We start from the raw sequence: 22,858 nt of genomic DNA, 5'->3' as shown, positions 1-22,858 counted from the left end.
CGCGTCGAGAAATGCTCCATGTTGAAGGACGGCAAATACGCTGCCTGGTTCAGGACCCCGCGTGGTCAAGGCACGGGCATGGTGGATCTGATCGAGGGGCGGATCTCGGGCAACGACAGCTTCTTTACTTATGGTGGCTCCTACCGTGTTGATGAACAGCATTTCTCTGCTGTCCTGACCGTAAATCGGCACGCTGATGGTCCGCCGAGTGTGTTTGGGCCGGACGAGGTCGAGGTCAGACTCACGGGGGTGTGCAACGGCCTGGTGGCGAACTGTTCGGGCACGGCCAGGGAAGTTCCCGACGTCAAGTTCGAGGCGACGCTGATCTACAGCCAGGACGACGCGCCGGCCGCCGACGCCCGGTGCGCGGTCGTGAAGCTCAATGTCGACAGGCTGCCCAAGGGCCTCGACGGCCGTTCCCGGCCGCGCCATCCCTTCACGCCGCCCAAAGCCCCGATGCCTTAGCGTTGCATTGACGCTGTTGTCGCCAAAACGCGCCGCACGCGCACCGCGGCAAGAGTGCGTTTAGACGTGAAATCTAGGTTGAGGCCCATAACAAAAAGGCGGACAGGGACATGCCTCAGATCTGGATGACATATGACGAACTCGCGGCACTCAGCGGCTGTAGCGCTGCAGAGGCCAGGATGCAGGCGCTGCATCTTTCGCTTGATCGCCGCAAGAGCCGTGACGGAAACACCCGCGTCAAGTTGAACCTCGCCTTGATGGCCCGGTTCTTCGAGACCATTCGTGAAGCCGAGTTCGACCTCGACGATGCGATCACGGCATTGCGCGATGCCCATCGGCAGATGTCCAGAGTTCTCTCGACGGATGAGCCCGGATCGCGGCGCGGAGTTGCGTGATCTGGCCGTGTCGTCGGCCGTCTCAGGACGGTGGCCTCGGCAGGAAAGCCAGGATGGTTTGGGCCAGAAGGACGCCGACGGTGCCGCCGGCGGCCTTTTGCAGGACATCGATGAACTCTGGATGACGATCCGGCGTCATCGTCTGCAAAACCTCTAACCCGACTGCGACGGCGACCACGAACGCGCAAGCCAGTTTGAACCGCCCCGGTAGCAGGAAGGACAGCAGGAAACCCAACAGGCCGTAGGCGCTGAAGCGTTCAATGACGACGACCCAATAGGCCTCTGCATGGCCCATCAGCGCCGGCCTGCCCGCGAGCTTGGCGAGCGTGGCGTAAATGATGAGCGCGAGGCAGATCCCCGCAGCTGCGATGAGATGGTTGTGGCGCATGGCGCCAGCATAAACGGTCGACCGGCCTGTCACTCTCGAAAGCCAATAACATCGTTAAGGTTCATGAACCTTCGAGGGCATGAACCTGGGAACACATGGCGTGTCGCGGATCGGTCGCGATGACCCATGCGCGAGGGTTCCACTTCCAGGGAGCGGGCAGACGATCGTTCCTGCCCAAATTCCTGGCATCAAGGAACCATGCCGGCGCATTCAGGCGCGATGCCGCGCGCCTGATGGCTTCACAAATCCGTTTGCCGGGTTCGACGATCAACGGCGATTGTACGACCAGCCCTTGTCGACATTGGTCGGGTAGTGAGCCGCGAAGTACGGATTCTTAAGACAATTTCGTGCGGGGTCGAAGATCCAGTCCGCGCATTCCCGGTAATTCAGGAAGCGGCAGTCGAAACCAAAAGCGCACCATGGTGCGCCGTTCGGAAATCCAAACCGCACAGGGACTTGCGCCGCCGCCACCGAGGGCAGAGCCACGGAAGGCAGAGCCAGAAGCAAAGCTACGGCGAGTGCGCGGGACAACATGGTGCATTTCTCCAACAACCATCGAGCGGAGACCGAAGCCGGTCCGGCGGCCGTTCTCCGTCGAAAAGGGATCTTCATCGTTGGATAGTCTAACATCCGGACGCGGAGAGATCGAGAGCGCTGAAGGCTTTCGGACTGTGTCGATCGGCGTCTTCCATTGATCGATTAAGAGGAAGGCGCGCCCGTCCATGAAAAAGTCGTGCACAACCAGCAACGGATGCTAGGTCTTCTTGGATCCCTTGGATTTCAGCGTCAGGCCGAGGCGCAAGGCCATGCGCTTGACCGCATCGGGCGAGCGCCCGAGGGTTTTCGCCGCCTCTTCCAGCGAAGCCGAGGACTTGGCCAACTCCATCAGCCGGCGGTCTTCCTTGAACGACCAGGGCCTGCGCGCCATGACTGAATTCATCCTCTCGTCGACACAACGGCAAGCCGCCAAGCGGACCCACGTTCGCTCGACGGCTTTGCCTGGGTGGGACCGGGCCTGGGGAGCCCGGTGAGGGGATGGATATGCGATCTCGCGACGTTCGCAACAGACAACGCGGATTAAGCTAACTGCTCAACCTTACCGGGACAAAATAGCTGCGCGGCGCTCCGTAGTACCACGGGGTTTCGCCAGCCAAGACCGATGCGTGCGCTCCGATGGCCGCGATCGAGCATGTTCCGATGCCACGTCCGGTTGCCGCAGAACCAGCGCGCGGTCGCGCAATCCTGGCGTGCGGCTTCTCCGATGGACCATGCACGTCCGGTTGCATCAAGTTCGACCACGCATGTTGCTCGGAGTGTTGACGGAATATCCGAACATCCTGGCCGGGTGCCGCCTGCGGTGGCCTCGCTCGGTATCTCCGGCTGTCTGTTGCCGCAAGAGATGTTGTCGCCGAGCAGCGACGGCTGATGCGGGGGCGCGGCGCGAATTCGGAGATCAACTTGAATTGAGTTGCGGCGCTGCTTGATCGCAGAGACTTCGAACGAGAATGGACCCAACGCAATGCATGCGTGCACCGTCGATTCCGACGAGCACCATTGCGCGTCTCTGAGACAACGCGTCACGAGATCGTCGAATTTGTTCGGCTATGGTCGCGCATACGGCCACAAAAAAATCAGAAGACCGAGATGCTTCACAAGGCGCGCGCGGCACTTCCTCTCACGAAGATCAGAGAGCGGGCGTTGGAAGGCGCCTTTTTCAGCGTTGCGCTGATCGCGATGGCGGGCTGGGTGTATTTCATCACGCTGTTGCTGGTGAGGTTGTTCTTCTGGTTGTTCGGTTGAAGCGCGTCGGTCACTTCTCGTGCAAGGTGCTGCCCAAAAAATCCCTGGCATGACGAGAAAATCAGCGGCGCTCTTCATGATCTCGACACAACTCGAAGATGAGATTGTCGCGGCATGAGACAACACGCTCGGTCACTGGGTCGAATCCCGAATGATGCTGGTTGCGATCCTGATTTCGCTCGTCGCCGCGGCGTGCATTTTAATGGGTTGCAACCGGAGTGTCGGCGTTCCGTTGCGGCGAGAATGACGGTAGAGGGGAGCGGATCATGACGAGGCTGCGGGCAGGCACCATGACGAGCCCGACGAACAACGCGCCGCGACGGTATTTCGTCGATGGGGGAGGCCGCCGCGTCCTGATCGGCCTCACGCCCGAGGAGACGTTCGAATTCGAGCGGCTCGATAGTGAGCAGGTGTCCGACCAGGGGCAGGCTGCCACCGACAGCCGCGATGTGTGGCCGAATGCCGGCGAGCAGCGCCGGCAGGAGCTTTATGAGAAGCACGAGGGCGCCTGGAAGTCCTGGATGGCGCAAAGCCGCACCGGGCGGCGCGAAGGATTCAACCTTTATTAACCATCCCGGGCCCATTTTCCGGTCTGGCGCCTCGAACCGGAAAACGCACGCATGTTTCAGCTCTTCCTGCGGGCCCGCACCCATAATTTCCTGAAGGACCGTTTCGGGGGAGAACAGACGTTCCGCGCGCGCTCGCCCGAGCGCGACGCTGAAACCGATCGCGCGCGCATCGAAGCCATCATGATCGCGATCGATGACGCCCTGCATGCGGCGGAGCGCGAGCAGTCGGGCTTGAACCGCCGGGTCGAGGACGTGCTGGCGCGTGCGGCCGTGACCTTCGGCAACGGCGACGACGAATATCTGGAGCGCGAGGCGCTCGACAATCACCACCAGGATCTGTTCGACAAGGAAATCCTGAACGGCCAGCGCCGGCTCAAGGAGCTCGGCGCTTCGATCGCGCATTTCAAGTTCTTGAAGGCGGCGATGCTGAGTCGCTTTCCGGAATTCCGGCCTCCGGCAAGCTCCACCAATTAGCAAGCTCCCCCAATTGGAAGGTCGGCGCGGCGCGTGAGCGCGGCGGCTAGATCGCCAGCATGCTGTTGCCCTGAATGGAGAGCAGCGTCAGATTGCCGGTGGCATAGGCCCCCGTATCGATGTTGGCGCGGTTTTCCAGCAACTCGGCCTGCCGAACCGGCGTATGGCCGTGCACGACATATTTGCCGAAGCGCCGCTTGCTCTGGAGGAATTCGTCCCTGATCCACAGCAGGTCCTGCTCGCTCTGTTCGGAGAGCGGAATTCCCGGACGCACCCCCGCATGGACGAAGAAGAAGTCCCCGCATGTGAAGGTCGGCCGCAACTGGCGCAGGAACGCGATGTGCTCCGGAGGCATCGCGGATGAGAGCTCGCGCACCAGGCCGGACAACTCGTCCTTGCCGAGACCAGGCGCGGCCGACACGCCGTACGACATCAGGGTTTGGAGCCCGCCGAACTGAAGCCATTCGGCGGCGCGGGAGGGATCTTCCAGCACCGAGGTCAAATAGGCCTCATGATTGCCCTTGAGAAAGACCGTGTTGCGGCGGCGGCTGCGTTCGATCAGGAGATCCAGGGTTCGACGCGAATCAGGTCCACGATCGATGTAATCGCCAAGAAAGACCTCGATCGCGCGATACGGCCGGCTGTTCGCCATGTCGGCATCGATGACCGCGAACATCTGCTCGAGCAGATGCGCGCAGCCGTGGATGTCGCTCATCGCGTAGATGCGCACGCCGTTCGGTAGCTTCGGCCGGGGCGAATTTTGGGGCGCGATCATTGGCATGGGGTCCAAACTCTTTCAGGGAGCTTCGCCCGTGATGTCAATATGCTATCGGCGAAATCGGGGCGCCATGAGTGGCTTTTTTCCCACCCGGCCGACAGACGCCCATTTGCGTGCCCGGCCGATCATCGGCTCTGCGAATCACGGGTTTCCGCGTTTGCCGCCCCGTTAGCCGAAGCTTTGGCTGTCGAAGGATTGCGCGGCCTTGCCGCGAAAGGCCGATGCGCGCACGCGGACCAGAACCGCGCCGCAGAAATAGCCGAGCTGGAGCACCGATGCGAACACGAGGATCGTAACAACGATGTGAGCTGACGTCTGCCCTTGCCAGGCGGAGATCGCGCCGAGGATTGCGGCGCCGAGAACGATGAAGGGCGGCAGGATGAAGATCCGGAAGCGCCCTCCCAGCAACGATCCGATCAGCAGACTGAAAATGGCAACCGTACTCACGACACAACTCCCCGAGTTGGTCACGAGTGTTAACGGCTGCGGCCTAATACCGGCTTAAGCGGCATGGTTGAACAGCCGTTCAAATGCGCGCGAAATTGCTGTGCGAATTTGACGCGATTTGGTGCGAAACGCGGCGCAATGCCCGCATAATTGTCACGTGTGTGACAGTAGCTTGAGCATTCATTTGCGACGAAGCTGCGTTGCATAAAAATCGATTTGATTTTTTCGCTGCACTGCCGCAATGTCGCTTTGTTTAGTTAAGATATACTTCGACGCACGTCGAAAATTTGGATCGATTTGCTCGCAATTCTTTATTGCGAATTGAGCGGCGAGGCAGCGAGGTTCGGATGGCTGTAGCAACTTACGGTTCGGAAAATTACTATTCGGCAGTATCGAACCGGCGCGGTGCCCTCCAACGGCCTCTCCAGGTCGCCTTGATCGCCGCAGACTTCGTTGCGGTTCTGCTCAGCTATTTCGTGGCGAGCGGTCTGTATCGTGTGCTCGTGGCCGAGCAGGATTCCTCCGTCGGAGCGGGGCTCGTCGTCGGCGCTGTGTTCGTGACGATCGCGTATTTCCAGGGCGTGTACGACCACCACCGCCTGTTGAGCACGGTCTGGCAGCTGCGCAAGGTGCTGGCGGTCTGGCTGATCTCGCTGACGATCCTCGCGGTCGAGGCTTTTCTACTCAAGTCATCCGCGGATCTGTCGCGCGGAACCACGCTGCTTTTTGCCGCGACCGGCGGCGTCGCGCTGGGCGGGCTGCGCGTGGTGTGGCGCATGGCCCTGACTTCAAGCTATGCGAAGGGCCGGCTGGTCGACCGCAAGGTCGTGCTGCTCAGCCTCAAGCCGCTAGATTTCACCTCCACTCGCTTCAAGGACCTGCGCAAGCACGGCTTCAACGTCGTCCGGCATTTCGTGCTCGAACCGTCCGAAGAGGGCGCCAACTGGGATCGCGAGATCCGCGACATCACCCGCCAGGCGCGGGCAGCTGACGTGGAAGAATATCTCCTGGTGATCGACTGGGATGAAATGCCCCTTCTCCAGAAGTTGAGCCAGCAACTGCGCGTGGTTCCTCAGCCGATTCGCCTGCTTCCGGACTTCCCGATTGCCGATCTGGTCTCGCGTCCGTTCCAGCCTGTCAGCGGCACGGTCGCGATCGAGATCCAGCGCGCACCATTGAATGCATTCGAGCGGGCGCAGAAGCGCTGCCTCGACATCGGGCTGGCATCGTTTGCGCTTCTGTTGCTGGCGCCGCTGCTGGTAACGGCCGCGATCATGATCAAGCTCGATTCAAAGGGCAAAGTGATCTTCAGGCAGTCGCGGCGCGGCTTCAACGGCAAGCAGTTCGAGATCTGGAAGTTCCGCTCCATGACGGTGGCAGAGAACGGTCACACCGTCACGCAGGCGACAAAGAGCGATGCGCGGGTGACGCGCGTAGGCCGTGTGCTGCGGCGGACCAGCATCGACGAACTGCCGCAGCTCTGGAATGTGCTTCGCGGCGAGATGTCGCTGGTCGGGCCGCGCCCGCATGCGCTGGCGCATGACAACTATTACGACCAGATCATCAGCAATTACGTGTACCGTCATCACATGAAGCCAGGCCTGACCGGTTGGGCCCAGGTCAACGGCTTCCGCGGCGAGACTCCGACCATCGATCTGATGGAAAAGCGGGTCGAGTACGATGTCTGGTACGTCAGCAACTGGAGCATATGGCTCGACATCAGGATCATCCTGAAGACCGCGCTGGCGCTGCTTCATCAGGAAGCGTACTGAGCGTCTCCCTGAATCGCCTCCTGAATGCGTCGGTCGTTCTACGCTGGCGGTACTGGAATTTTCTCCTATTCACGGCAGCAAGTTCTTAATCCTTCAGATATGCAGGCCGTTCGTCATTCTGGTAACAGGGATGGCGGAGCTGCAGTCCCTTGTCCGTGACATAACGCTGAAATAGTCGCCGGTCAGCTTCCGGGGCGGCACAAGTCCGGTCAAGAAGATCAGCGCGGGCGCCCGCGGCGGCTGCTTGATAGAAGGCGGCAGCGCTCGGAAAAAGCCGCGCCTTGAAGATGTCCGCGAAGTCCTCGACCGCATTGGTCTTCAGTTCTGGCGGCAGCGCGCGGTAGACCCGAAGGGCTAGCGGTGCACGAATAAGTTGGAGCCAGGCTTCATGAGGTGCGAGCTGGTAGGAAAGGCCGAGGAAGGCCGACGTTCGCGGTCCGAAGCCTTCCTGACGGATTGCCGCCCAATAACTGCCAAGCCAGCCGAGGCCTTCGGACGGAGCGCAGAGCAGAAGTGCGCGGCTGGAGGAGGCAACGGCCTCGATATCGGTGTCAGCCTGCTTCAGGTTGCTGCTGCGTATCGACTCATCTGCGATAGCAAGTTGCAGCAACAGAAGTTCTCGCATGGTCTTGGCGCCGCATTGGCGTCGCGCAGACGGCAGATTCTCCGCAATGATCTGTCTCAACTGATCCGGATCGTATCGCTCGCCACGCGAGATCCGCCCGGCGACCTGTGGGATCGCTGGGGAGGTTAGATTGGGCGCAGTATATGAGACCCACGCCAGCGCACAGACTGCAAAAGCGACGTTTGAACCGAGCAGGATGCGGCGGTGAGCTCGATCCGAACGCTGTCGCGCATTCGGCCCGCTAGGTTCCTTCGACATAGTAGCTGCCGTAGTGCGAACCCTTGTAGGCCTCGATCCGCTTCAGCATCTTCGGATTGGCACGATTGAGCACGGCGCCTAGCACCTTCTTCTGGATGCCTTCGGAGCTTGCCATCGACTCCTGCAGCGCATTACGGCTGGTGCGTCCCCACTCGATCACGTAGACCATCGCGTCGACGAGGTGGCTGACGGCCTTGGCGTCCGACACCGGCATCACCGGCGCCAAATCTATGATGATGTATTCGTATTCTTCGCGCACCACTGCGAGAAGGTCCGCCATCGACTTGGATGCGATCACGTCCGCCGAGTTCACCATTCGTGATGCGACGAAGGACGGCAGGAAGTCCAACCCGCTCTCCTTGCTGCGCTGGATATGATACCCAAAAGAGCGGGGATCCTTGAGAGCTTCGACCAGACCGGACTTGGCGTGCGGCGCGAGTTCTCGCGTGAGCGAGCGGGTATGGAGGTCGCCATCGATGAGTAGCGTGCGGTGGCCGGTCAACGCGGTCAGATGGCCGAAATTGGCTGCGACCGTCGTCTTTCCCTCCTTTGGCAAGGACGACAGGATTCCGATCACCTTGACATCACGCGACAGCCGCGCCACGTCGATCGAAACCTTGATATTTCGAAGCGTCTCGGCAAATCGCGAGAAGGGATGGTCCACGACATAGCTGGAAACCGCAACATTCGCGGCATCGCCGCCTGCCGTTCTCAGCGATTGGCCTGCGTCCCGAATATCGGGAAGGACGCCAAGGCATTTCACACCGAGCAGGTCCTCGACGTCGCTAGGAGACCTAAGTACGTCGCTCAGTAATTCCCTTGCGAAGGCAGCGCCGAAGCCGAAGCACAACCCGCCGAACAGGCCGCCGATCAACGCAAGCATCGACTTGGGCGAGCTCTTCTTGTCGGGCTTGACGGCGGTGCCGATGATGCGGGATTCGCTGATTGGGAAGCTCTGGTTCTGCGTGGCATTCTGTAGCTTCTCGAGGAAGCTGTTGTAGAGATTGCGATAGGCGTCGGCTGCACTCTCGAGGTCGCGCAGCTTGACCTGGGCCTGACTCGTGCTGCCGGCCTGGGATACGAGATTGTTAAGGTTCTCCTCGAGCGATTTCTCGCGGCTCTTGGCGATCTCGTATTCGCTGCGATACGCATCAGCGATGCGACGCACCTCGTCGGCCATCGCCTTGCGCAACTCGTCCATGCGATTCGCCAGATTAATCGCCGCCTGGTGAGTCTTGCCGTAGCGGTTCGACCAGTCGGCATATTGAGCCGCCAGATCGAGATACTGCGCCCGCAGACGCGTGATCACGGTATTGTTGAGAGCGTCGGTCACAGTCGGCTGGACCAGATCCTTATCGAGCACCCCTTCGATGCGGTCCAGGCGAGCCTTTGCCTCTGCGGTCGAGGCACGCGCCTGGATGAGCTGTGTGTTGACGTCGGTCAGCTGCTGCTCGCTCATCAGGCCGCGGCTGGTGCCGACGATGTTGTTTTGGGCCTTGAATGTCTGCACGGCACGATCGCTAGCGGTCGCCTGCTCGCGCAGCTCGGCGCTGCGCTGCTGCAGCCATTCGCCGGCGCGCTTGGTCGACTGGTACTTGGCCTCGAGCGCTCCGACGATATAGGCGTCCGAGATCGCGTTGGCGACGAGGGCGGCCTTGTCGGGATTCGCCGAACGGAAGGAGACCGAAAGCACATAGGTGGTCAGAACGCGCTCGACCTTGAGGTTCTTCTGAACGCCCTCGACAACGCCGTGTTCGATCCGCTCCTTCGACGGAGGACCGTCGGACCCGAACAGCGACATGACCCTGCCGATGACCATGGCGAGCATGCCCGGGTTGGAGCCGTTAAAGTCCGGGTCTTCAGTGAGCTTCAGACGGCGGACGACCGAAAGAATCAAGTCGTCGGATTGCAGGATCTCGACCTGGCTGTCGACGAAACCGGTGTCGATCAGGGCATTCGACATGCCGCTATCCTTGTCGAGCACCTGGGTCTGCCGAGTGTCCATCAGGATGCGGGCGTTGGCCGTGAAGATCGGGGTCGCCACCAGAAGGTAGATCACGACGCCTGCCAGCGCGGTTCCCGTGCTCGCGACGATCAACGGCCACTGGCGGCGCAGAATGTCGATGACCCGGTCGACACTCAGAGTCGTGCCGCCGAGCTCAATGGCGTATTTCGCGCGGGGCTGGAATTGATCGCGAGGTTGGAACATTGTGTCGGTGCGCTCGAATGGCTATTCGGGAAGCGGCATGCTTGCGAAGGGGTCGGCAACGTCGGTCTTGTACTCGCCGGACATCAGGCCCGTGCCGGACCTGGTGGGCATGTTGGCCTTGATCGGCGGCGGAGCCGGCACGTCGTCCGGCTCGGACGAATATCCGGCGACGACGGCGCTGTCATGCAATTTGCCGACGAAGTCGCTGATCTTCTGCGCAACCTCCGGCTTGGTCGAGCGACAGAGGATTTCGGCCCGGTGCAGCGCAGTCCCGATCGACGTTCGGTCGGCCTGAGTCGCCGCTCGTGTCAGGCTCTGCACCGCTTTGAGGACCGAAACGTCGGTGACGATATAGCCCTGAAGCCGCCCCGCCAGCTTCTCGCGCTCGTTGCGCAACTGGACCAGGAGCGAGGACGGCTCAGCGACGAAGGCATCGAGCGCGATCTGCGGCACGCGCTCCGAACGCGCGACGCACTGTGCCTGTGCAATGCCGTTTAGTCCGCAAAACATCGTGACTGACACGACAATGCGAACGATCCACCAGCGGCCAGCTTCGATCATGTTCAACTGATGCAAGTTATCTTCCATCTCGCTTACGACAACCGACTATGCTGGAAGGACTTAACTAGAAACCCTTGATGAACATAAAGTATGTCAAATTTTTGTGCGGTGCAAAAATAGCTGGAAACAATGCGCGCCGCCAGTCATTTTTCGATGAACTGCAATCCCTTAAGCGGTATGCAACGCTAGGGTCCGTACTCAACAAGGTCTGGCGGCGGAGCTGAGTTGCTGATTCAAGGATTCCGGAAGGAGCCTTGAAGATGGCGAAGCAGGTTCGGTGGCTTAGCGATGAGGAGTGGGCTCGGATCGAGCCGCTGCTGCCGCGAGGGCGCAAAGGCGCGCATCGGGTGGACGACCGCCGAGTGATCTCCGGGATCGTGCACATGTTGAAGAGCGGGGTGCGATGGCGCGATTGCACCCCGGAGTTTGGGCCTTACACGACGGTCTATAATCGCTTCAACCGCTGGAGCCGGCAGGGTCTGTGGCTGCAGATGTTCGAAGCTCTGACAGGGCATAACGGCATCTTTGACGGGGCGGCGATCGACGCCACCCACGTCAAAGCCCACCGCTCCGCCGCCGGCGCAAAAGGGGGGCCTTCGCCCAAGCGATAGGCCGCTCGCGTGGCGGCCGGACGACCAAGATTCACGGCCAGGTCGATGATCGCGGCAGGCCTCGCGTCCTTCTGCTCAGCGCCGGAAACATCAACGACATCAGCATGGCTGAGGCCCTCATCAAAGCCGCAGGCCCTTTCCGAAGGCTGCTGGCCGACAAGGGGTATGACGCAAATCACCTGCGTCGCCGCCTCGCCGAACGCGGCACCGAGGCCGTCATCCCCTCAACAACATCGCGCCGCACCCCAATCCCCTACGACACCATCGCATATAAGGATCGCAATCGTGTCGAGCGCATGTGGTGCAGGCTTAAGGACTTCAGACGCGTCGCAACCCGATACGACAAGCTCGCCGCAAACTACCTCTCAGGCGTCTTGATCGCAGCAGCTTGCGCTTACTGGCTCAATTGAGTCCGGACCCTAGGGCAGCAATCTCAAGGCAGGCCTCTTAACAGAGCAGCAAAATCTGCGCCACACCTAGCGTACGCAGATGACAGAATTTCGAAAGCCTGGTTGTTTTCTCGGCGCGCACGTCCGCAGGCTGCGTTGAACGAGCGTGCACCATGCCTTCCAACGAATTGATCGGCCCCGATGGGAATCGGGACCGATCAGCGACGTGTTGGAGCTTGCGCTTTAGGAGGGCGTCCGCAGCGAGGCGAGGCGGCTGGCACGTAGATGCTGGCCATGCTCGCCAACAGCCACCCAATAGCGCGGGTTGCTGCCGGACTGCATCGAGATCCACTGATAACCGGCGGCGTTCCAGGGGCGAACGGCGGAGGCTAGGTTGTCGAGCACCATGTCTCCATCGCTCAACCGGGCCACCAGCACGAGATGGCCTTGTCCTCCGCCCGCGAGGACAACTGCAAGTCGCAATGCCGACTTCGGCCAGCCCATTTCGATCAGGCGATGCCGCTTGGTCACCGCGTAGTCGTTGCAGTCGCCGGCGTCGGGCGACACCGTCCAGCGCGCGAGCAGCGGGCTGGTCGATTTCTGCATCGGGGTGATGGCATCGTTCACTGCGCGATTGACCTCGCGAAGCATGTCCCGCGCCTGCTCGCCCGAGGGCAGCGCGTGCTGCTCCGAGGCAGCCTCGGGGTCGCACTCGGTGCGGTAGTTCATGCAGAATTTGACAAACTGCAGCGGCGCGAGCGCGTTATCGTATTCGCTGATGAAGGAGCCCGCCACAACCGTGGAGGGGGCCTCGACGATCGTGTCGGCCTTGGCAGCACCAGCGGCGCAGGCGATCCCGGCCGCCAGGAAAGATCTAAAAATCCAGCTCATAGTTGTCCCCATTATTCGCCATTCTTCTTGACGCTAGGGGTACAACGAACCCATTAGGTTCGGGTTTTGCAGGCAGTTACAATTTTAGCAACTCCCGGGAACCGGTTCCCGGAACAGCCGCTTTTGGTTAAAAATTCCGACTCGGAGCGCCTTAGCGGGACGGGCTGACCGAAGTCAGCGTCGTTGTCGTGGCGGCGGCCGCGAACAGCGTCTGGGTCTGCGACGCGGCGCCGGGCCCAGCGGTATTGACAACGGTCGGGTTGGTGTTCGACGCCGCACCGCCGCGCTCGGGCGCGGCTGTATTGGCTCCGCCGCCGCCGGTGCTCGTCTCGCCGGTGGGATCAGCGCCGTTGGTGGCTTCGGTCTTGATGTCGCCAGTGATGCTGGTGAAGGACTCGATCAAGGGCGCATTTTCGGTTTTCAACACCGCTTCCTGAATGCGCTGGGCCACGTCCGGCTGCGACAGCACGCAGACGGAAGCCGCGGTTCCGAGACCCGAACCAATGGCACGGCTCTGCGCCTCGCTGCTGGCCCTCGCCAGTGAAACGATACCATCGACGGTTTCCGGCCGCGACGTCAGAAAGTCTCGAATCTGCGAGGCGAGCCCACCCTGGCCTTCCTTGAATTGATCAAGCAGGGCTTCAGGGTTCGAGAGAAAGGCGTTCGCAGTCTCCGCCGACACCAGATTGGCATTGGCTCCGCAGGGCGAGCTGTTTCCCGTGGCCGCGAATAGTGGAGAAGCAGTGCCAAGCAACGCGGTCGCGCCGAGGATAACTGGCAAAGATTTTCGAAAATGCATAATGACCACCGGACTTTCTTACCTCTTATAGTTCATTCTATTCAAACTTGCCATGTTCTTTCCGCAGTTCGGACGTAAGCGACTGGGCAAGCCCGCAACCAGCAATAGCAGCAAAAAAGACCCCGAAGCCGGGTATCTGCAACGAAAAATCGATGCAGCTATGGACCAGCCCGAGCGCCGCCACGCTGACGCCGACAATCGGTATGTAGCGATCACGCTTTCGCCGCAAGCTGCTTCTTAACAATAGGTAAACATACCAGAGGCAGCATAACACGATGAGGCTTGCAGCAGGCAGGCCAAGCTCCACCGCGAGCTCCAAGGGGGTCGAATGGGCGCGATCCCACACACCGAGACTGCCGAGCTCCGCGGTCCGATAGGCCGGGAACGCCGTTTCGAAGTTGCCCCAGCCGACACCGAGCAGTGGATGGTCGCGGATGATAGCAAAGCTTACTCGATAAGCGCTGAACCTTTGCTCGTCGATTAGGCCATAAGTGCCTATTCGTCCGGCAACGGCGCCCCCAACAGTCTGGAGGATCAGCAGCGCCGCGACAGCTGTGGCTCCGACAAGCCCCCATCTCCGCATTTTGCCGAGCGGCAATGGCGCAAGATAAAGCCAGCAGGCCTGCAGGAGCGCAAAGATCGACAGCAATAGCCCTGCGCGAGAGCCGGTCATAGCAGTCGCGATCAGGCAGATGACAAAACCGGCGCCGAGCGCTGTCGGCGAGGACGAATAATGTAGGACGCGATCCGCGAATCGAGGCGATGGCGGCTTGTCAGGACGGTCACGGCGGTGCGCCATACGCAGCAACGGGACCAGAAACAGCACGGCACTGCTGCCCCAGAACACCGCGGCCGTATTGCGGTTGACGAATGTGCCGGTAGCATAGCCGAGATACGCTTCCTTGCGTCTCGACAACAGTCCATTGGGGTCGCTGACTTCAGCCAGGGCTCCGTAGATGGCGTAGGCACACCCGGCCCAGGCGAGGATCAGGAGGAGACGGCGAGCACTGCTCGCGTCGGTTGAGATCAGGAACGCGCGAATGAAGACCGTCGCGAGGAGGAGCGGATAGCCCGCTGCAAGCCATGGGCCGTTGACCGTCGTTGATATGCGATGGGAAGCCTGCGATCCGAGCCATTTCGAAGAGATTTGCCAGACCGGATTGCCAGGTGCAAAAGGCTGGTCCCGCCATTGCTGGACGATGATGATCGCTGCAACCACCGCGAGCGTTCCGAGCAGCGGCGTCAATAGTCGCACATCCTCACGGACGACGCCGTCGAGATTCGCCGTGACGAGGCTTGCCGCGATCAGCGCGGACCAGACGCAGATCCAGATCTGGTCGGTGGACCCAAGCGGCAGGGGCGCCAACACGAAGACTGCAAGCGCCATCATCTTGGAGACGGTGTTCAGTTGGCATTCCCCAATGGTATCGACGTCGCCGCCGGAACGGCTTGTCGCAACAACGCTCGATAAAGCATCAATTCGGCGGTTCCGGAAGTGGCTGGACCAGGAAAAATGTACTGATCGCAGACTCGATTTTGTCAACAAAGCGCCTTTGAAACTTCGGGTGACACGCGCCTCTGCGTTTGAATCCGCTGCAGCCGATAACGTTATTTTGGGATGGGACTGCGTGTGGAGCAGTTTGCGCGGAAACCGCACAGGCACCGTCGACTTTCGGCGTTGTCAACCCGAGTAATGCCAATTAGAAACAAATGCTGCAGCGCAAGAGGCTCCGAGGTCGATTTGGCGAGAGAAGTTCACCAAGAAAAAGAACATGTGCTGTCGCTGGATAGCGTCCGCGGTATAGCTGCGGTCACCGTCGTTGTGCACCACGTGATACTCATGCCTACCTTTCTCGCCGCTTTCAGTTCGCCTTCGTGGGTCGACTGCTCTTTTTTCAGGAGCGGCGGGTTTCTCGTCGATCTCTTTTTCGTTCTCAGCGGCATGGTGATGTCGATGAGCTACGTGCAATCGGATTTTGGGCGGTTCTCCCTCCGCGAATTCATGGTGCGTCGGTTTGCCCGCATCTATCCACTTCACTTTGTCATGCTGATCGCTCTGCTTCTCTTCCGTTTGTTGCGAATTGGCCTCTTGAGTCTCGGCGTCATCGCTGCCGTGCCGGTCGCGTTCGAGGTCAACAATGCCTATTCCTTCATTCTGAACGTATTCTTGCTGCACTCCCTCGGCTTCCTCGACTACCTGAACTGGAATGCGCCGAGCTGGAGCATCAGCGTGGAGTTTTACACGTATCTGGTGTTCGGGTTGATTGTGCTCGGTGCGCAGCGACTTGGTTCGCTACGATGGTTGTATGTCTCGGCGGCCGTGTTTGCTGTCGTGAGTTGGTTGACGCTGGCGGCGTGGATCCGTTTGAAGGAAATAGACACTCAGGCCGATTTTGGCTTGCTGCGCTGCTTCACAAGTTTCTTTCTCGGCGTATTGACTGTGAAGGCGGTGTCTTACGTGCCGCGCACAATGAGTTCGATGGCTAAAGGCGCGTTCCAATTCGCCGCGTTGCTTGTCGTTGTCGTGAACGTCTGCGTCATCGAGTCTTGGCCTTGGCTCAGCTATCTTGTGCCGTTGACATTTGCGGTGTTCCTGGGAGCTCTTCTGGCGTTTCCAGACGCCGCCGTCTTGCCTCGGCTGCTAGCGACGAAGACTCTGGTATGGGCCGGCAAACGTTCCTATTCGATCTACATGGTGCATGCTTTTGTCATCTTGCTGGCTGAATATGGCATCAGGGCACTTGGACATCGGCCGATCAACTGGCTCGACACGATCTATCCCGGTCTTGCTGCTACGCTAAATCTTGTGGTCCTGATTGCGGCCGTCCTTGCGCTGTCTGACCTGACCTATCGCTGGGTCGAGATTCCCGGCGGCAAGCTGATCAAGCGCTGGCTGCAAGACGATCGTTCTTTCGCCGTTGCGCCGGCAACAGTTCCAGCCGAGGTCAACGCCAGTCCTCGCCTGGAAGCGCGGTAGTCCATTGACTTGTTTTCGAGTGAATTCTCTCGAGTTCTAGAGTGAGCGCGGGACTCGAAGAAGGGACGAATTTTGTCGGGATCTCGATCAACGTTACGGTCGCTTCAGTGCGGGCGCGGCCTGGCGGCGCTGATGGTCGTGATCTATCACACGTCCGTCATCTTCCGTGTGCCGACTTATTGGGGATCAACTCCTTTTGGAGATGTGCCGAGGTTCCTCGATTCGGGCGTGGACTTTTTCTTCGTCCTGAGCGGGTTCATCATTTTGAACGCGCATTCCGGCGATATTGGCGCACCCACGTGCCTGGCAAATTTCATATGGCGGCGATTTGTACGCATCTACCCGCTCTATTGGGCGGTTTTCTGCGCGGTTCTGGTTCCCCTCCTGATGACCAAGTCCAGTATCGGCTTCGAGCGTATCGTGCGCGAATTCTTCCTGCTTCCGACTTCGGGAATGGTGACCGATCCAAAGATCGTTGTGGTCTCGTGGACGCTTTGCTTTGAGATCGCCTTTTATGCGGTATTCGGTCTTGCAATCTACAATCGAACCCTTGGCATCGTGATCGGCTCGCTATGGGGCCTGGCAGCAATCTATTCCCTTGGCGAGTTGAATCCTTTCCGATGGACGATTCTCAGCTCGCCTTATCCTTTTCTTTTCCTGATCGGGATGCTTGTCCAGCGTGTCTGGAGTTCCGGCAAGTTCGGCCTGCCGCTGTTGCCGACGTTCCTCCTTGGCGTATTTGTTTTTGCCGTCGCTGCGGTCAATCGGGTTAATTTACTCGGGTTGCCGCCCGCACTGATGCAGTGGTTGTATGGAGCCGGAGCGGGGCTGATGATACTTGCGGCGGTGGAGACGGAGCGTCAGGGGAAGCTCGGGTTTCCGCAGTGGCTGACGCGCCTTGGCGACGCCTCCTACAGCCTCTATCTGGTTCATTTCACGATACTGTCGATGCTGGCGAAACTGATTGTGGCAACCGGTTTCCTGAAGGGATTGCCGTTGCAGGTCATCTTCTTCGCAATGGTTGTCGCGACCGTTGCCGTCGGATTGGCCGTGCATGCGTTCGTTGAGAAGCCGCTGCTCAAATGGTGCACCGGGTCTCGCAAGCCGATGCGAACGGAGAACCCCCCCGGTCATGGATCGCGAATACAACCGTGAGAATGTGAAGGGTCAGCTATCTTCCTCGGAGTAGTGGACGGCTTGATTTCGCAAAGGCAGGGCGAGACGGAACAGGACGCCACAGACCGATGAACGGACGAACATTCAGCGTTGAAATGAACGGAATTTGCAAGTATGCTGCATTGCAGCAAGTAACGCAACGTCTTGCGGCGCGCGTCAATTCGACAAGATTTCGTTCCACTTGGCGTCTCTCCCTTGCGGCAGTTCTTCGCAAAACCCCCCAGATCAGGCGGCGACCGGCGTGACATTTAGCGAACGAGATAGAACGATTTCCGTGGGGATTTCGCTCGAGGCTGTCGGGTTCTGCCTCTACGTCATCCGAGACGCGTTCGCCGGCGCGATGAAGTTCTACTTTGCCTCGTTTCATCTCGACGTGTTGTGGTTTTCTCCGGACTTCGTTGCAATTGCCTGCATCGTGCTTTTCCTCAAGCGATCCATTGTCGACAATGGAAGCATGCTGGGGCTGCTTGTCTTCGCCCAGATCTGCATCTCGCTCGCAATTGGATTTTTCTTCCTCGATAGCGCGACGGCGCTGGCATCGTCGATCAAGATGATCTTCCCGCTCTTCGTCGGCTTCTGTTTCGCCGATCGAAACCTTGCCGACTATCCCAAGTCGCTGGCGGTGGTTACCGGCACGCTGTATTTGACTTTGTTCGGGATTTTTCTCTCCAAATACTGGTCGATGCCGTGGGTCGGCTTCAAGTACGAGTCGTTTGGAGCGACCCGTGAGGCGCAACGATTGTGGTGGTCCTTTGCCGAGCAGCGTCTGGCCGGCTTCGCCGCTGATAGTACGATGGCGGCCTATTTCATTCTCGTCGCCTTCGTTATGACGTCTATCCGCAGGAGCATCCCCTGGTGCCTGGTCGTCGGAGGGATGTCGATCTATGCGATCCGGCTCACAACCAACAAGACGGCCATGGGTGTGCTGGTGATCTACGTGGTTGCATTGCTATTCGTCCGGGCTCTTCCGGATGAGAAACGTCTGAATACGCTGCGCAGGCTGACCATCTGGTCCTTCGCATCGATCCTGGTTCCGATCGCGCTCATCCTGCTGCTCACCGGCGTCGACCTCGCTCCGGGACAGAGGGGCTTTTTCTTTAGTATTCAGGATCGTATCAACAACAGCTGGCAGATGCCGTTCGTATATCTCAGCCAGCTCATGCCGATTGGAATAGTTACGGGATGCGGGGTGGGCTGCTTCAATTACCCTCAACAGCTGTTCTCGAATCTGAGGGACTTGTGGGTTCCGGTCGATAATTTCTACATCGGTACCTACGTGATGTTTGGTTTCCCCTTCGTCATCTTCATGTGGATGGTGTTCAGGTCGATGCTCATCGTCACCGACGTCTACAAGCTGTCGCTGGTCTTCGTGACGAACATCTTCACGATCACCGTGCTCAGCTATGGTCCGGCGACGGGTCTGCTCGTGATTGCGCTCGGCTTCAGCGAGGTTTTCTCGAAGAGGGCGACCGCTCTATTCCAGACTGGAAAGCGCGAGGGGGTCGTTCCATCCGAGACGCGATTGTCCACCGGATGAGCGGAGGGCACACGTGCATCGGCCGCGCAGCTGGTAACGGCATGTGGCGCCCGTGGAATTCGGCAATGGCCTGATGGCGGCGAGACTGGCAAAGCATGCACAAACGCCTTGCGTTCATTGACACGTTGCGCGGGATTGCCGTTCTCTGTGTGCTGATCCAGCACGTGCTGGAGCAGATCGTGCTCACGGGGCAGACCGGCGCCTATGAGGGCGTGCTGCACGGCTTGATCGGGTACTATTTCAACTTCGGTCGCTATGGCGTCGTGCTCTTCTTCTTCGTCAGCGGCTTCGTCGTGCCCTATAGCTTTCCCAACAGCACCGCGCCGGTGCGGGATTTCGCGGTGAGCCGCTTCTTCCGGCTCTATCCCATGTATTGGCTGTCCATCGTCCTTGCGCTCGCGATCCTGCCCAGGACGGAGGCGAAGGTCTTTCCGGCATGGCAGGTGCTGGTCAATCTGACGATGTTCCAAAATCTGCTTGGGTTGCCCAACATGGTGGTGGCGCACTGGACGCTCGCGATCGAGTTGATCTTCTATATCGGTTGCGTCGTGCTTTTCGCCGCGGGCCTGCTCCGTCGCAGCACAGCCGTTTTCGGGATCGTGGTCCTGATCTCGTGTGCCGGCATCCTTCTGCCGATGCTGTTCGAGCAGCGGATCGTGTCGCGCTTGCTGGAGGTCGCGCTAAATATCGATGCGATGCTGATCGGCAAGATCACCCGTGACACGTTGATTGGGCGGAAGCTGCGGTGGTGGCACGTGGCGGTGTCTCTCGGCCTCTACTGCGTGTTTGCGATGGTGATTTTCAAGCGCCTGTACGGCGGAGATTACGAAGGCAATTTCTTCCACAGCTATTCGATCGCATCGGCCTATATCCTGGCGGGATTCACCTTCGTCGTTTTTGCGAGCTACGGTGATCGGCTTGCATCGCGTAGCCTCACCTTCGTCGGGATGATCAGTTATTCGGTGTATCTGATGCAGGTCTACGTGCTGACCCTGGCGGAGCACTATCTGGGTGTCGGTGGCAACCTGCCGCATTGGATGGTCTTTGCGGCCGTTGTCTTCTCGGTCACGCTCCTGGTCTCCTGGGTCAGTTATTACGCCATCGAGAAGCCCGCCGTCGCTTATGGTCGAAGCTATCGCTCGCGACGAAACGCCGACGTCGAGGTCATGTCGGTGCCGGAGCGGGGTACTGCATGACCGGAGCAGCGATACCGGGTGCGGCAGGCGCCGCGCGCGCGGGCTTCTTTCCGCCGATTCAGGGCTTCCGGGGTCTTGCGGCGCTGACGGTGGTCTTCGCGCATCTCTATGCGATGCCGATGCTTGCCGGATTCCTGCCGGCGCTACCTGGATGGCTGCACAAGGTGTTCGACACCGGCGGTCACGGCGTCGAGCTGTTCTTCATGATCAGCGGCTTCCTGATTCCGGCAAGCCTGGTTCGGCACGGCAAGGTGTCGACCTTCATGTACGACCGTTGCCTTCGGATTCTGCCGGTCTTCGTCGCGCTTCACCTTGTCGTGTTCACGCTCGGTCCGATCGCCGGATACAAGTTCTTCAACGGCATCAACGTCGGAACCTATATCCAGCTGTTCCTCGTCAACTTGTTTTTCCTTCCCGATGCGCTCGGCCTTCCGATCGCCCAGCAGAATGCTTGGACGCTGAGTTACGAATGGGCCTTCTACATCTGGTTTGCCGCGATCTTCGTCGCCTATCGCGCGCAGAGCTGGTGGGCCATGGTCGTGTTCGGATTGGTCGCGCTAGCTGCGGTCGGCTATCGTCCGAACACCGCCTTTTTCGGCATCGGGATTATCTTCGGTCTGCTGTCGGTCCGCTTGCCGGTGAAGGGCTGGTTGGGATTAATCATGGCGATCGCCTGCTTTGCGCTGATGTTCGGCCTGCTCGATTCTGTCGGCGCGTGGGCCGCGCTCCTTCCGGGGTTTCTCCTGTTCGCGGCCGTCCTGACGCCGGAGTCCGGGTTTGCGAGGGCGCTGAGCGTCTCCGCCCTGCAGTTCGTCGGCAAGATCAGCTACAGCATGTATCTCGTTCATCCCTTCGTGCTCTACCCCCTGCAGATGGTCGGCAGGAAGCTCGCCGAGCACGGCGTGAATTCCTGGCTGCTGTGGGGCGGATTTGTCTTATCGGGTCTCACGCTGACCCTGATTGCATCCTCATTGAGCTTTGAGATTATCGAGGTCCGCCTTCGCTCTGCCATCGATCGCTTCCTGAAACGTCGCGCAGAGCGAAGTCAGCGATGCACCGCAGCCACGCTGGTTAAATGTCGGGCAGATCAAGAGTTCTCACGCCCGGTCATGGTGCAGGAAGTCGCCGAACCACACGATGATCAACGTGATCACTGCCGCGATAACGATCTTGCCGACGAGCCACGCCGACGGTTCGGACGGCGATGCTGCAAGGCCCCCGATGACAGCGGCTCCGACCGTCGTTAACAGTACGAGGCCGGGACGCGGATAGGCGCCAAATCGTATCGTTGGCCCAGAGGTTGCTAAGATCACCAGCGCGGTTGCGAGAGCGGCGCTGGCCAGCGCCTTCGTTGGCGTCAGGCTCGCAAGGCTGCTGGCCAGAACGAGACCGGAGATAAGAGCCAATTGACCTACGGCGATCAGGATGAGGCGCAGCGCCGCCTTCTGAAGGTGCGGGACGAGCGCCAGCGTCGCCTGAAGATGCGTATGCAGAAAATAGAAAGTCGCCACGCTCGGCGTTGCGGCGAGGAAGCTTGCGGCTAGCGCGGGCGGAACGAAGAACGTCGCAGCGTCGGGGATGAATGCGATCAATCCACCGAGCATAAGCGCGGTGGAGCAGAATGCCAGCTCGAACAGGCCGGCTGCGGCTTGCTGGGCGTCTCGCCTCGTCCCTGTATCGTAGCGCAGCACCACTTCGGGATAGCTGATGGTGTGAATGGCCGACAGCAGTACGGAGAACGGTCGCTGCAGCAGGTCGATTGCCATGGAGAAGCCGGCGCTTGCGCTCGATCCGATTCCGAAACGATCGACGATCATGAAGCGCATCATGATCGGGACGGACAGGTGGACCACCGACGCCCCCGAGGCCAGCATCCCGTAGCGGGCAAAGGCGGACAGGTCCGACTTCCTGGCGATTCGGGGAGACCAGTGCAGCAAGGTGCGGTCGATCAGCGAGCCGAGAACCAGGCCAAGGGCGTGCCCGACGAGGATGCCGGCAAGCGCGGCTTCCGCTGTCCCGTGGAGCTTCGCACCGGCGATAGCGCCCACGAGGAGAAACGTGGCGCGGAAGATCATCAGCATCGAGGCCGAGGGCAATCTGCCCGAGACCCGGATCATCATGTAATGCAGGTCAACGGTCCCCTGCGCGATCGTGACTGCGAGCCCTGTTGCGATCAGGGGCAGCGTAATCCGGCCGGACAGCAAGGCAAGCCCTGCGGCCGCGATCAGGGCGGCAATGCTGAGTGCGAGTGCGGTGATCAGGGATGATTGGAGTCGCGGCGTCTCGTCTCCCTGGCTCGATGAGAGGAAGCGCTGCCCTGCTAGTTGCAGCCATTCAAAGGCAACCACGGCGGCTAGCTGGCTCACGGCTACGGTCAGCGAATACGTCGTGTAAGACGCGGGCTCCAGCACATGGCTGAGGGCAAGAATGAGAAGGATCGCGACCAGGCTTTGGTAGAAATAGCTGCCAAGAGCGAGGAGGCGAAACATGACGCGTCCGGTCTTTTCCGGTTTGCCCGGATACCGTCTGATACGACACCGC

At 59.9% G+C, this 22,858-nt stretch carries 23 protein-coding genes and 1 pseudogene; 12 read left to right on the top strand and 12 right to left on the bottom strand.

The window, feature by feature from the left end:
• Positions 1-18: 18 nt before the first annotated feature.
• Both FNV92_RS28315 and FNV92_RS28310 read left to right on the top strand, forming a co-directional pair.
• Positions 19-465, top strand: a complete 447-nt coding sequence (locus FNV92_RS28315; protein WP_015688141.1) for a hypothetical protein — start codon at positions 19-21, stop codon at positions 463-465.
• A gap of 179 nt (positions 466-644) precedes the next feature.
• Positions 645-860, top strand: coding sequence for a hypothetical protein (locus FNV92_RS28310; protein ID WP_240536089.1), 216 nt, complete (start codon positions 645-647; stop codon positions 858-860).
• 22 nt (positions 861-882) lie between these two features.
• Here the strand turns inward: FNV92_RS28310 and FNV92_RS28305 are convergent, their stop codons facing one another.
• The 3 genes from FNV92_RS28305 to FNV92_RS28295 all read right to left on the bottom strand — a co-directional run bounded on the left by FNV92_RS28305 (position 883) and on the right by FNV92_RS28295 (position 2,176).
• Complete coding sequence (locus FNV92_RS28305; protein WP_015688139.1) at positions 883-1,248, bottom strand: VanZ family protein; 366 nt, start codon at positions 1,246-1,248, stop codon at positions 883-885.
• A 267-nt stretch (positions 1,249-1,515) separates the two neighbouring features.
• Positions 1,516-1,782 carry a hypothetical protein gene (locus tag FNV92_RS28300; protein ID WP_015688138.1) on the bottom strand — a complete coding sequence of 89 codons (267 nt, stop codon included), beginning with the start codon at positions 1,780-1,782 and terminating at the stop codon, positions 1,516-1,518.
• Positions 1,783-2,002: 220 nt separating this feature from the next.
• Positions 2,003-2,176 carry a hypothetical protein gene (locus FNV92_RS28295; RefSeq protein ID WP_015688137.1) on the bottom strand — a complete coding sequence of 58 codons (174 nt, stop codon included), beginning with the start codon at positions 2,174-2,176 and terminating at the stop codon, positions 2,003-2,005.
• A 716-nt stretch (positions 2,177-2,892) separates the two neighbouring features.
• On the opposite strand from FNV92_RS28295, the gene FNV92_RS28290 reads away from it, so the two are divergent.
• The 3 genes from FNV92_RS28290 to FNV92_RS28280 all read left to right on the top strand — a co-directional run bounded on the left by FNV92_RS28290 (position 2,893) and on the right by FNV92_RS28280 (position 4,091).
• Entirely contained in the window at positions 2,893-3,048 is a 156-nt protein-coding gene (locus FNV92_RS28290) for a hypothetical protein (protein WP_168213530.1), read from the top strand.
• Between the two features lie 266 nt (positions 3,049-3,314).
• Positions 3,315-3,617 carry a hypothetical protein gene (locus FNV92_RS28285; RefSeq protein ID WP_143843652.1) on the top strand — a complete coding sequence of 101 codons (303 nt, stop codon included), beginning with the start codon at positions 3,315-3,317 and terminating at the stop codon, positions 3,615-3,617.
• A gap of 51 nt (positions 3,618-3,668) precedes the next feature.
• The gene (locus FNV92_RS28280) at positions 3,669-4,091 is read left to right on the top strand and encodes a hypothetical protein (RefSeq protein ID WP_143843653.1); all 423 of its coding nucleotides are present in this window, start codon (positions 3,669-3,671) and stop codon (positions 4,089-4,091) included.
• Positions 4,092-4,137: 46 nt separating this feature from the next.
• Here the strand turns inward: FNV92_RS28280 and FNV92_RS28275 are convergent, their stop codons facing one another.
• Complete coding sequence (locus tag FNV92_RS28275; RefSeq protein WP_143843654.1) at positions 4,138-4,872, bottom strand: metallophosphoesterase family protein; 735 nt, start codon at positions 4,870-4,872, stop codon at positions 4,138-4,140.
• Positions 4,873-5,037: 165 nt separating this feature from the next.
• Positions 5,038-5,316, bottom strand: a complete 279-nt coding sequence (locus tag FNV92_RS28270) for a hypothetical protein (protein ID WP_244623616.1) — start codon at positions 5,314-5,316, stop codon at positions 5,038-5,040.
• 347 nt (positions 5,317-5,663) lie between these two features.
• Between FNV92_RS28270 and FNV92_RS28265 the strand changes: the two genes are divergently transcribed.
• Positions 5,664-7,088, top strand: coding sequence for an undecaprenyl-phosphate glucose phosphotransferase (locus tag FNV92_RS28265; RefSeq protein WP_143843656.1), 1,425 nt, complete (start codon positions 5,664-5,666; stop codon positions 7,086-7,088).
• Positions 7,089-7,173: 85 nt separating this feature from the next.
• Here the strand turns inward: FNV92_RS28265 and FNV92_RS28260 are convergent, their stop codons facing one another.
• The 3 genes from FNV92_RS28260 to FNV92_RS28250 all read right to left on the bottom strand — a co-directional run bounded on the left by FNV92_RS28260 (position 7,174) and on the right by FNV92_RS28250 (position 10,756).
• On the bottom strand, positions 7,174-7,773 hold the full coding sequence (locus FNV92_RS28260; RefSeq protein ID WP_244623617.1) for a hypothetical protein: 600 nt from the start codon (positions 7,771-7,773) through the stop codon (positions 7,174-7,176).
• Positions 7,774-7,954: 181 nt separating this feature from the next.
• Positions 7,955-10,180 carry a GNVR domain-containing protein gene (locus tag FNV92_RS28255; protein WP_143843658.1) on the bottom strand — a complete coding sequence of 742 codons (2,226 nt, stop codon included), beginning with the start codon at positions 10,178-10,180 and terminating at the stop codon, positions 7,955-7,957.
• Between the two features lie 21 nt (positions 10,181-10,201).
• Complete coding sequence (locus tag FNV92_RS28250; RefSeq protein WP_143843659.1) at positions 10,202-10,756, bottom strand: hypothetical protein; 555 nt, start codon at positions 10,754-10,756, stop codon at positions 10,202-10,204.
• Between the two features lie 245 nt (positions 10,757-11,001).
• Here FNV92_RS28250 and FNV92_RS28245 point away from each other — a divergent pair.
• Positions 11,002-11,762, top strand: a protein-coding gene (locus tag FNV92_RS28245) for an IS5 family transposase (RefSeq protein WP_416377736.1) whose coding sequence is annotated in 2 segments (ribosomal slippage) — positions 11,002-11,340 and positions 11,343-11,762 — 759 coding nt in all. Because the reading frame shifts where the segments join, the coding sequence is not laid out codon by codon here.
• Positions 11,763-11,984: 222 nt separating this feature from the next.
• On the opposite strand, the gene FNV92_RS28240 is transcribed toward FNV92_RS28245, so the two are convergent.
• The 3 genes from FNV92_RS28240 to FNV92_RS28230 all read right to left on the bottom strand — a co-directional run bounded on the left by FNV92_RS28240 (position 11,985) and on the right by FNV92_RS28230 (position 14,974).
• Positions 11,985-12,632: a transglutaminase-like cysteine peptidase gene (locus FNV92_RS28240; protein ID WP_143843661.1), complete on the bottom strand. Its 648-nt coding sequence runs from the start codon at positions 12,630-12,632 to the stop codon at positions 11,985-11,987.
• A gap of 151 nt (positions 12,633-12,783) precedes the next feature.
• Positions 12,784-13,431, bottom strand: coding sequence for a hypothetical protein (locus FNV92_RS28235; RefSeq protein ID WP_168213797.1), 648 nt, complete (start codon positions 13,429-13,431; stop codon positions 12,784-12,786).
• A 37-nt stretch (positions 13,432-13,468) separates the two neighbouring features.
• Positions 13,469-14,974: an O-antigen ligase family protein gene (locus FNV92_RS28230; RefSeq protein ID WP_244623618.1), complete on the bottom strand. Its 1,506-nt coding sequence runs from the start codon at positions 14,972-14,974 to the stop codon at positions 13,469-13,471.
• A gap of 198 nt (positions 14,975-15,172) precedes the next feature.
• On the opposite strand from FNV92_RS28230, the gene FNV92_RS28225 reads away from it, so the two are divergent.
• The 5 genes and pseudogenes from FNV92_RS28225 to FNV92_RS28205 all read left to right on the top strand — a co-directional run.
• Positions 15,173-16,408 (top strand): acyltransferase family protein, encoded by a 1,236-nt coding sequence (locus tag FNV92_RS28225; RefSeq protein ID WP_244623619.1) that lies wholly within the window; start codon positions 15,173-15,175, stop codon positions 16,406-16,408.
• 132 nt (positions 16,409-16,540) lie between these two features.
• On the top strand, positions 16,541-17,563 hold the full coding sequence (locus FNV92_RS28220; RefSeq protein ID WP_143843662.1) for an acyltransferase family protein: 1,023 nt from the start codon (positions 16,541-16,543) through the stop codon (positions 17,561-17,563).
• Positions 17,564-17,858: 295 nt separating this feature from the next.
• On the top strand, positions 17,859-19,121 hold the full coding sequence (locus tag FNV92_RS28215) for a hypothetical protein (protein WP_244623620.1): 1,263 nt from the start codon (positions 17,859-17,861) through the stop codon (positions 19,119-19,121).
• Positions 19,122-19,216: 95 nt separating this feature from the next.
• Positions 19,217-20,317: an acyltransferase family protein gene (locus FNV92_RS28210; RefSeq protein WP_143843664.1), complete on the top strand. Its 1,101-nt coding sequence runs from the start codon at positions 19,217-19,219 to the stop codon at positions 20,315-20,317.
• A pseudogene (locus FNV92_RS28205) lies at positions 20,314-21,222 on the top strand (acyltransferase family protein); the annotation flags it as partial. The gene FNV92_RS28210 and the pseudogene FNV92_RS28205, both read left to right, overlap by 4 nt.
• Positions 21,223-21,414: 192 nt before the next feature.
• On the opposite strand, the gene FNV92_RS28200 reads toward FNV92_RS28205, so the two are convergent.
• Entirely contained in the window at positions 21,415-22,806 is a 1,392-nt protein-coding gene (locus FNV92_RS28200; RefSeq protein ID WP_143843665.1) for a hypothetical protein, read from the bottom strand.
• Positions 22,807-22,858: the final 52 nt, after the last annotated feature.

This window comes from Bradyrhizobium cosmicum (genome assembly GCF_007290395.2).
In the GTDB taxonomy this organism is placed as follows: domain Bacteria; phylum Pseudomonadota; class Alphaproteobacteria; order Rhizobiales; family Xanthobacteraceae; genus Bradyrhizobium; species Bradyrhizobium cosmicum.
This window is presented reverse-complemented; position numbering and strand designations above follow the sequence as displayed.

Coding starts and splice junctions, on each gene's coding strand:
- FNV92_RS28300 (WP_015688138.1), bottom strand. CDS start 1,782: ATGTTGTCCCGCGCACTCGCCGTAGCTTTGCTTCTGGCTCTGCCTTCC.
- FNV92_RS28200 (WP_143843665.1), bottom strand. CDS start 22,806: ATGTTTCGCCTCCTCGCTCTTGGCAGCTATTTCTACCAAAGCCTGGTC.
- FNV92_RS28285 (WP_143843652.1), top strand. CDS start 3,315: ATGACGAGGCTGCGGGCAGGCACCATGACGAGCCCGACGAACAACGCG.
- FNV92_RS28315 (WP_015688141.1), top strand. CDS start 19: ATGTTGAAGGACGGCAAATACGCTGCCTGGTTCAGGACCCCGCGTGGT.
- FNV92_RS28240 (WP_143843661.1), bottom strand. CDS start 12,632: ATGAGCTGGATTTTTAGATCTTTCCTGGCGGCCGGGATCGCCTGCGCC.
- FNV92_RS28275 (WP_143843654.1), bottom strand. CDS start 4,872: ATGCCAATGATCGCGCCCCAAAATTCGCCCCGGCCGAAGCTACCGAAC.
- FNV92_RS28310 (WP_240536089.1), top strand. CDS start 645: ATGCAGGCGCTGCATCTTTCGCTTGATCGCCGCAAGAGCCGTGACGGA.
- FNV92_RS28295 (WP_015688137.1), bottom strand. CDS start 2,176: ATGGCGCGCAGGCCCTGGTCGTTCAAGGAAGACCGCCGGCTGATGGAG.
- FNV92_RS28305 (WP_015688139.1), bottom strand. CDS start 1,248: ATGCGCCACAACCATCTCATCGCAGCTGCGGGGATCTGCCTCGCGCTC.
- FNV92_RS28220 (WP_143843662.1), top strand. CDS start 16,541: ATGGTCGTGATCTATCACACGTCCGTCATCTTCCGTGTGCCGACTTAT.
- FNV92_RS28290 (WP_168213530.1), top strand. CDS start 2,893: ATGCTTCACAAGGCGCGCGCGGCACTTCCTCTCACGAAGATCAGAGAG.
- FNV92_RS28265 (WP_143843656.1), top strand. CDS start 5,664: ATGGCTGTAGCAACTTACGGTTCGGAAAATTACTATTCGGCAGTATCG.
- FNV92_RS28280 (WP_143843653.1), top strand. CDS start 3,669: ATGTTTCAGCTCTTCCTGCGGGCCCGCACCCATAATTTCCTGAAGGAC.
- FNV92_RS28235 (WP_168213797.1), bottom strand. CDS start 13,431: ATGCATTTTCGAAAATCTTTGCCAGTTATCCTCGGCGCGACCGCGTTG.
- FNV92_RS28255 (WP_143843658.1), bottom strand. CDS start 10,180: ATGTTCCAACCTCGCGATCAATTCCAGCCCCGCGCGAAATACGCCATT.
- FNV92_RS28210 (WP_143843664.1), top strand. CDS start 19,217: ATGCACAAACGCCTTGCGTTCATTGACACGTTGCGCGGGATTGCCGTT.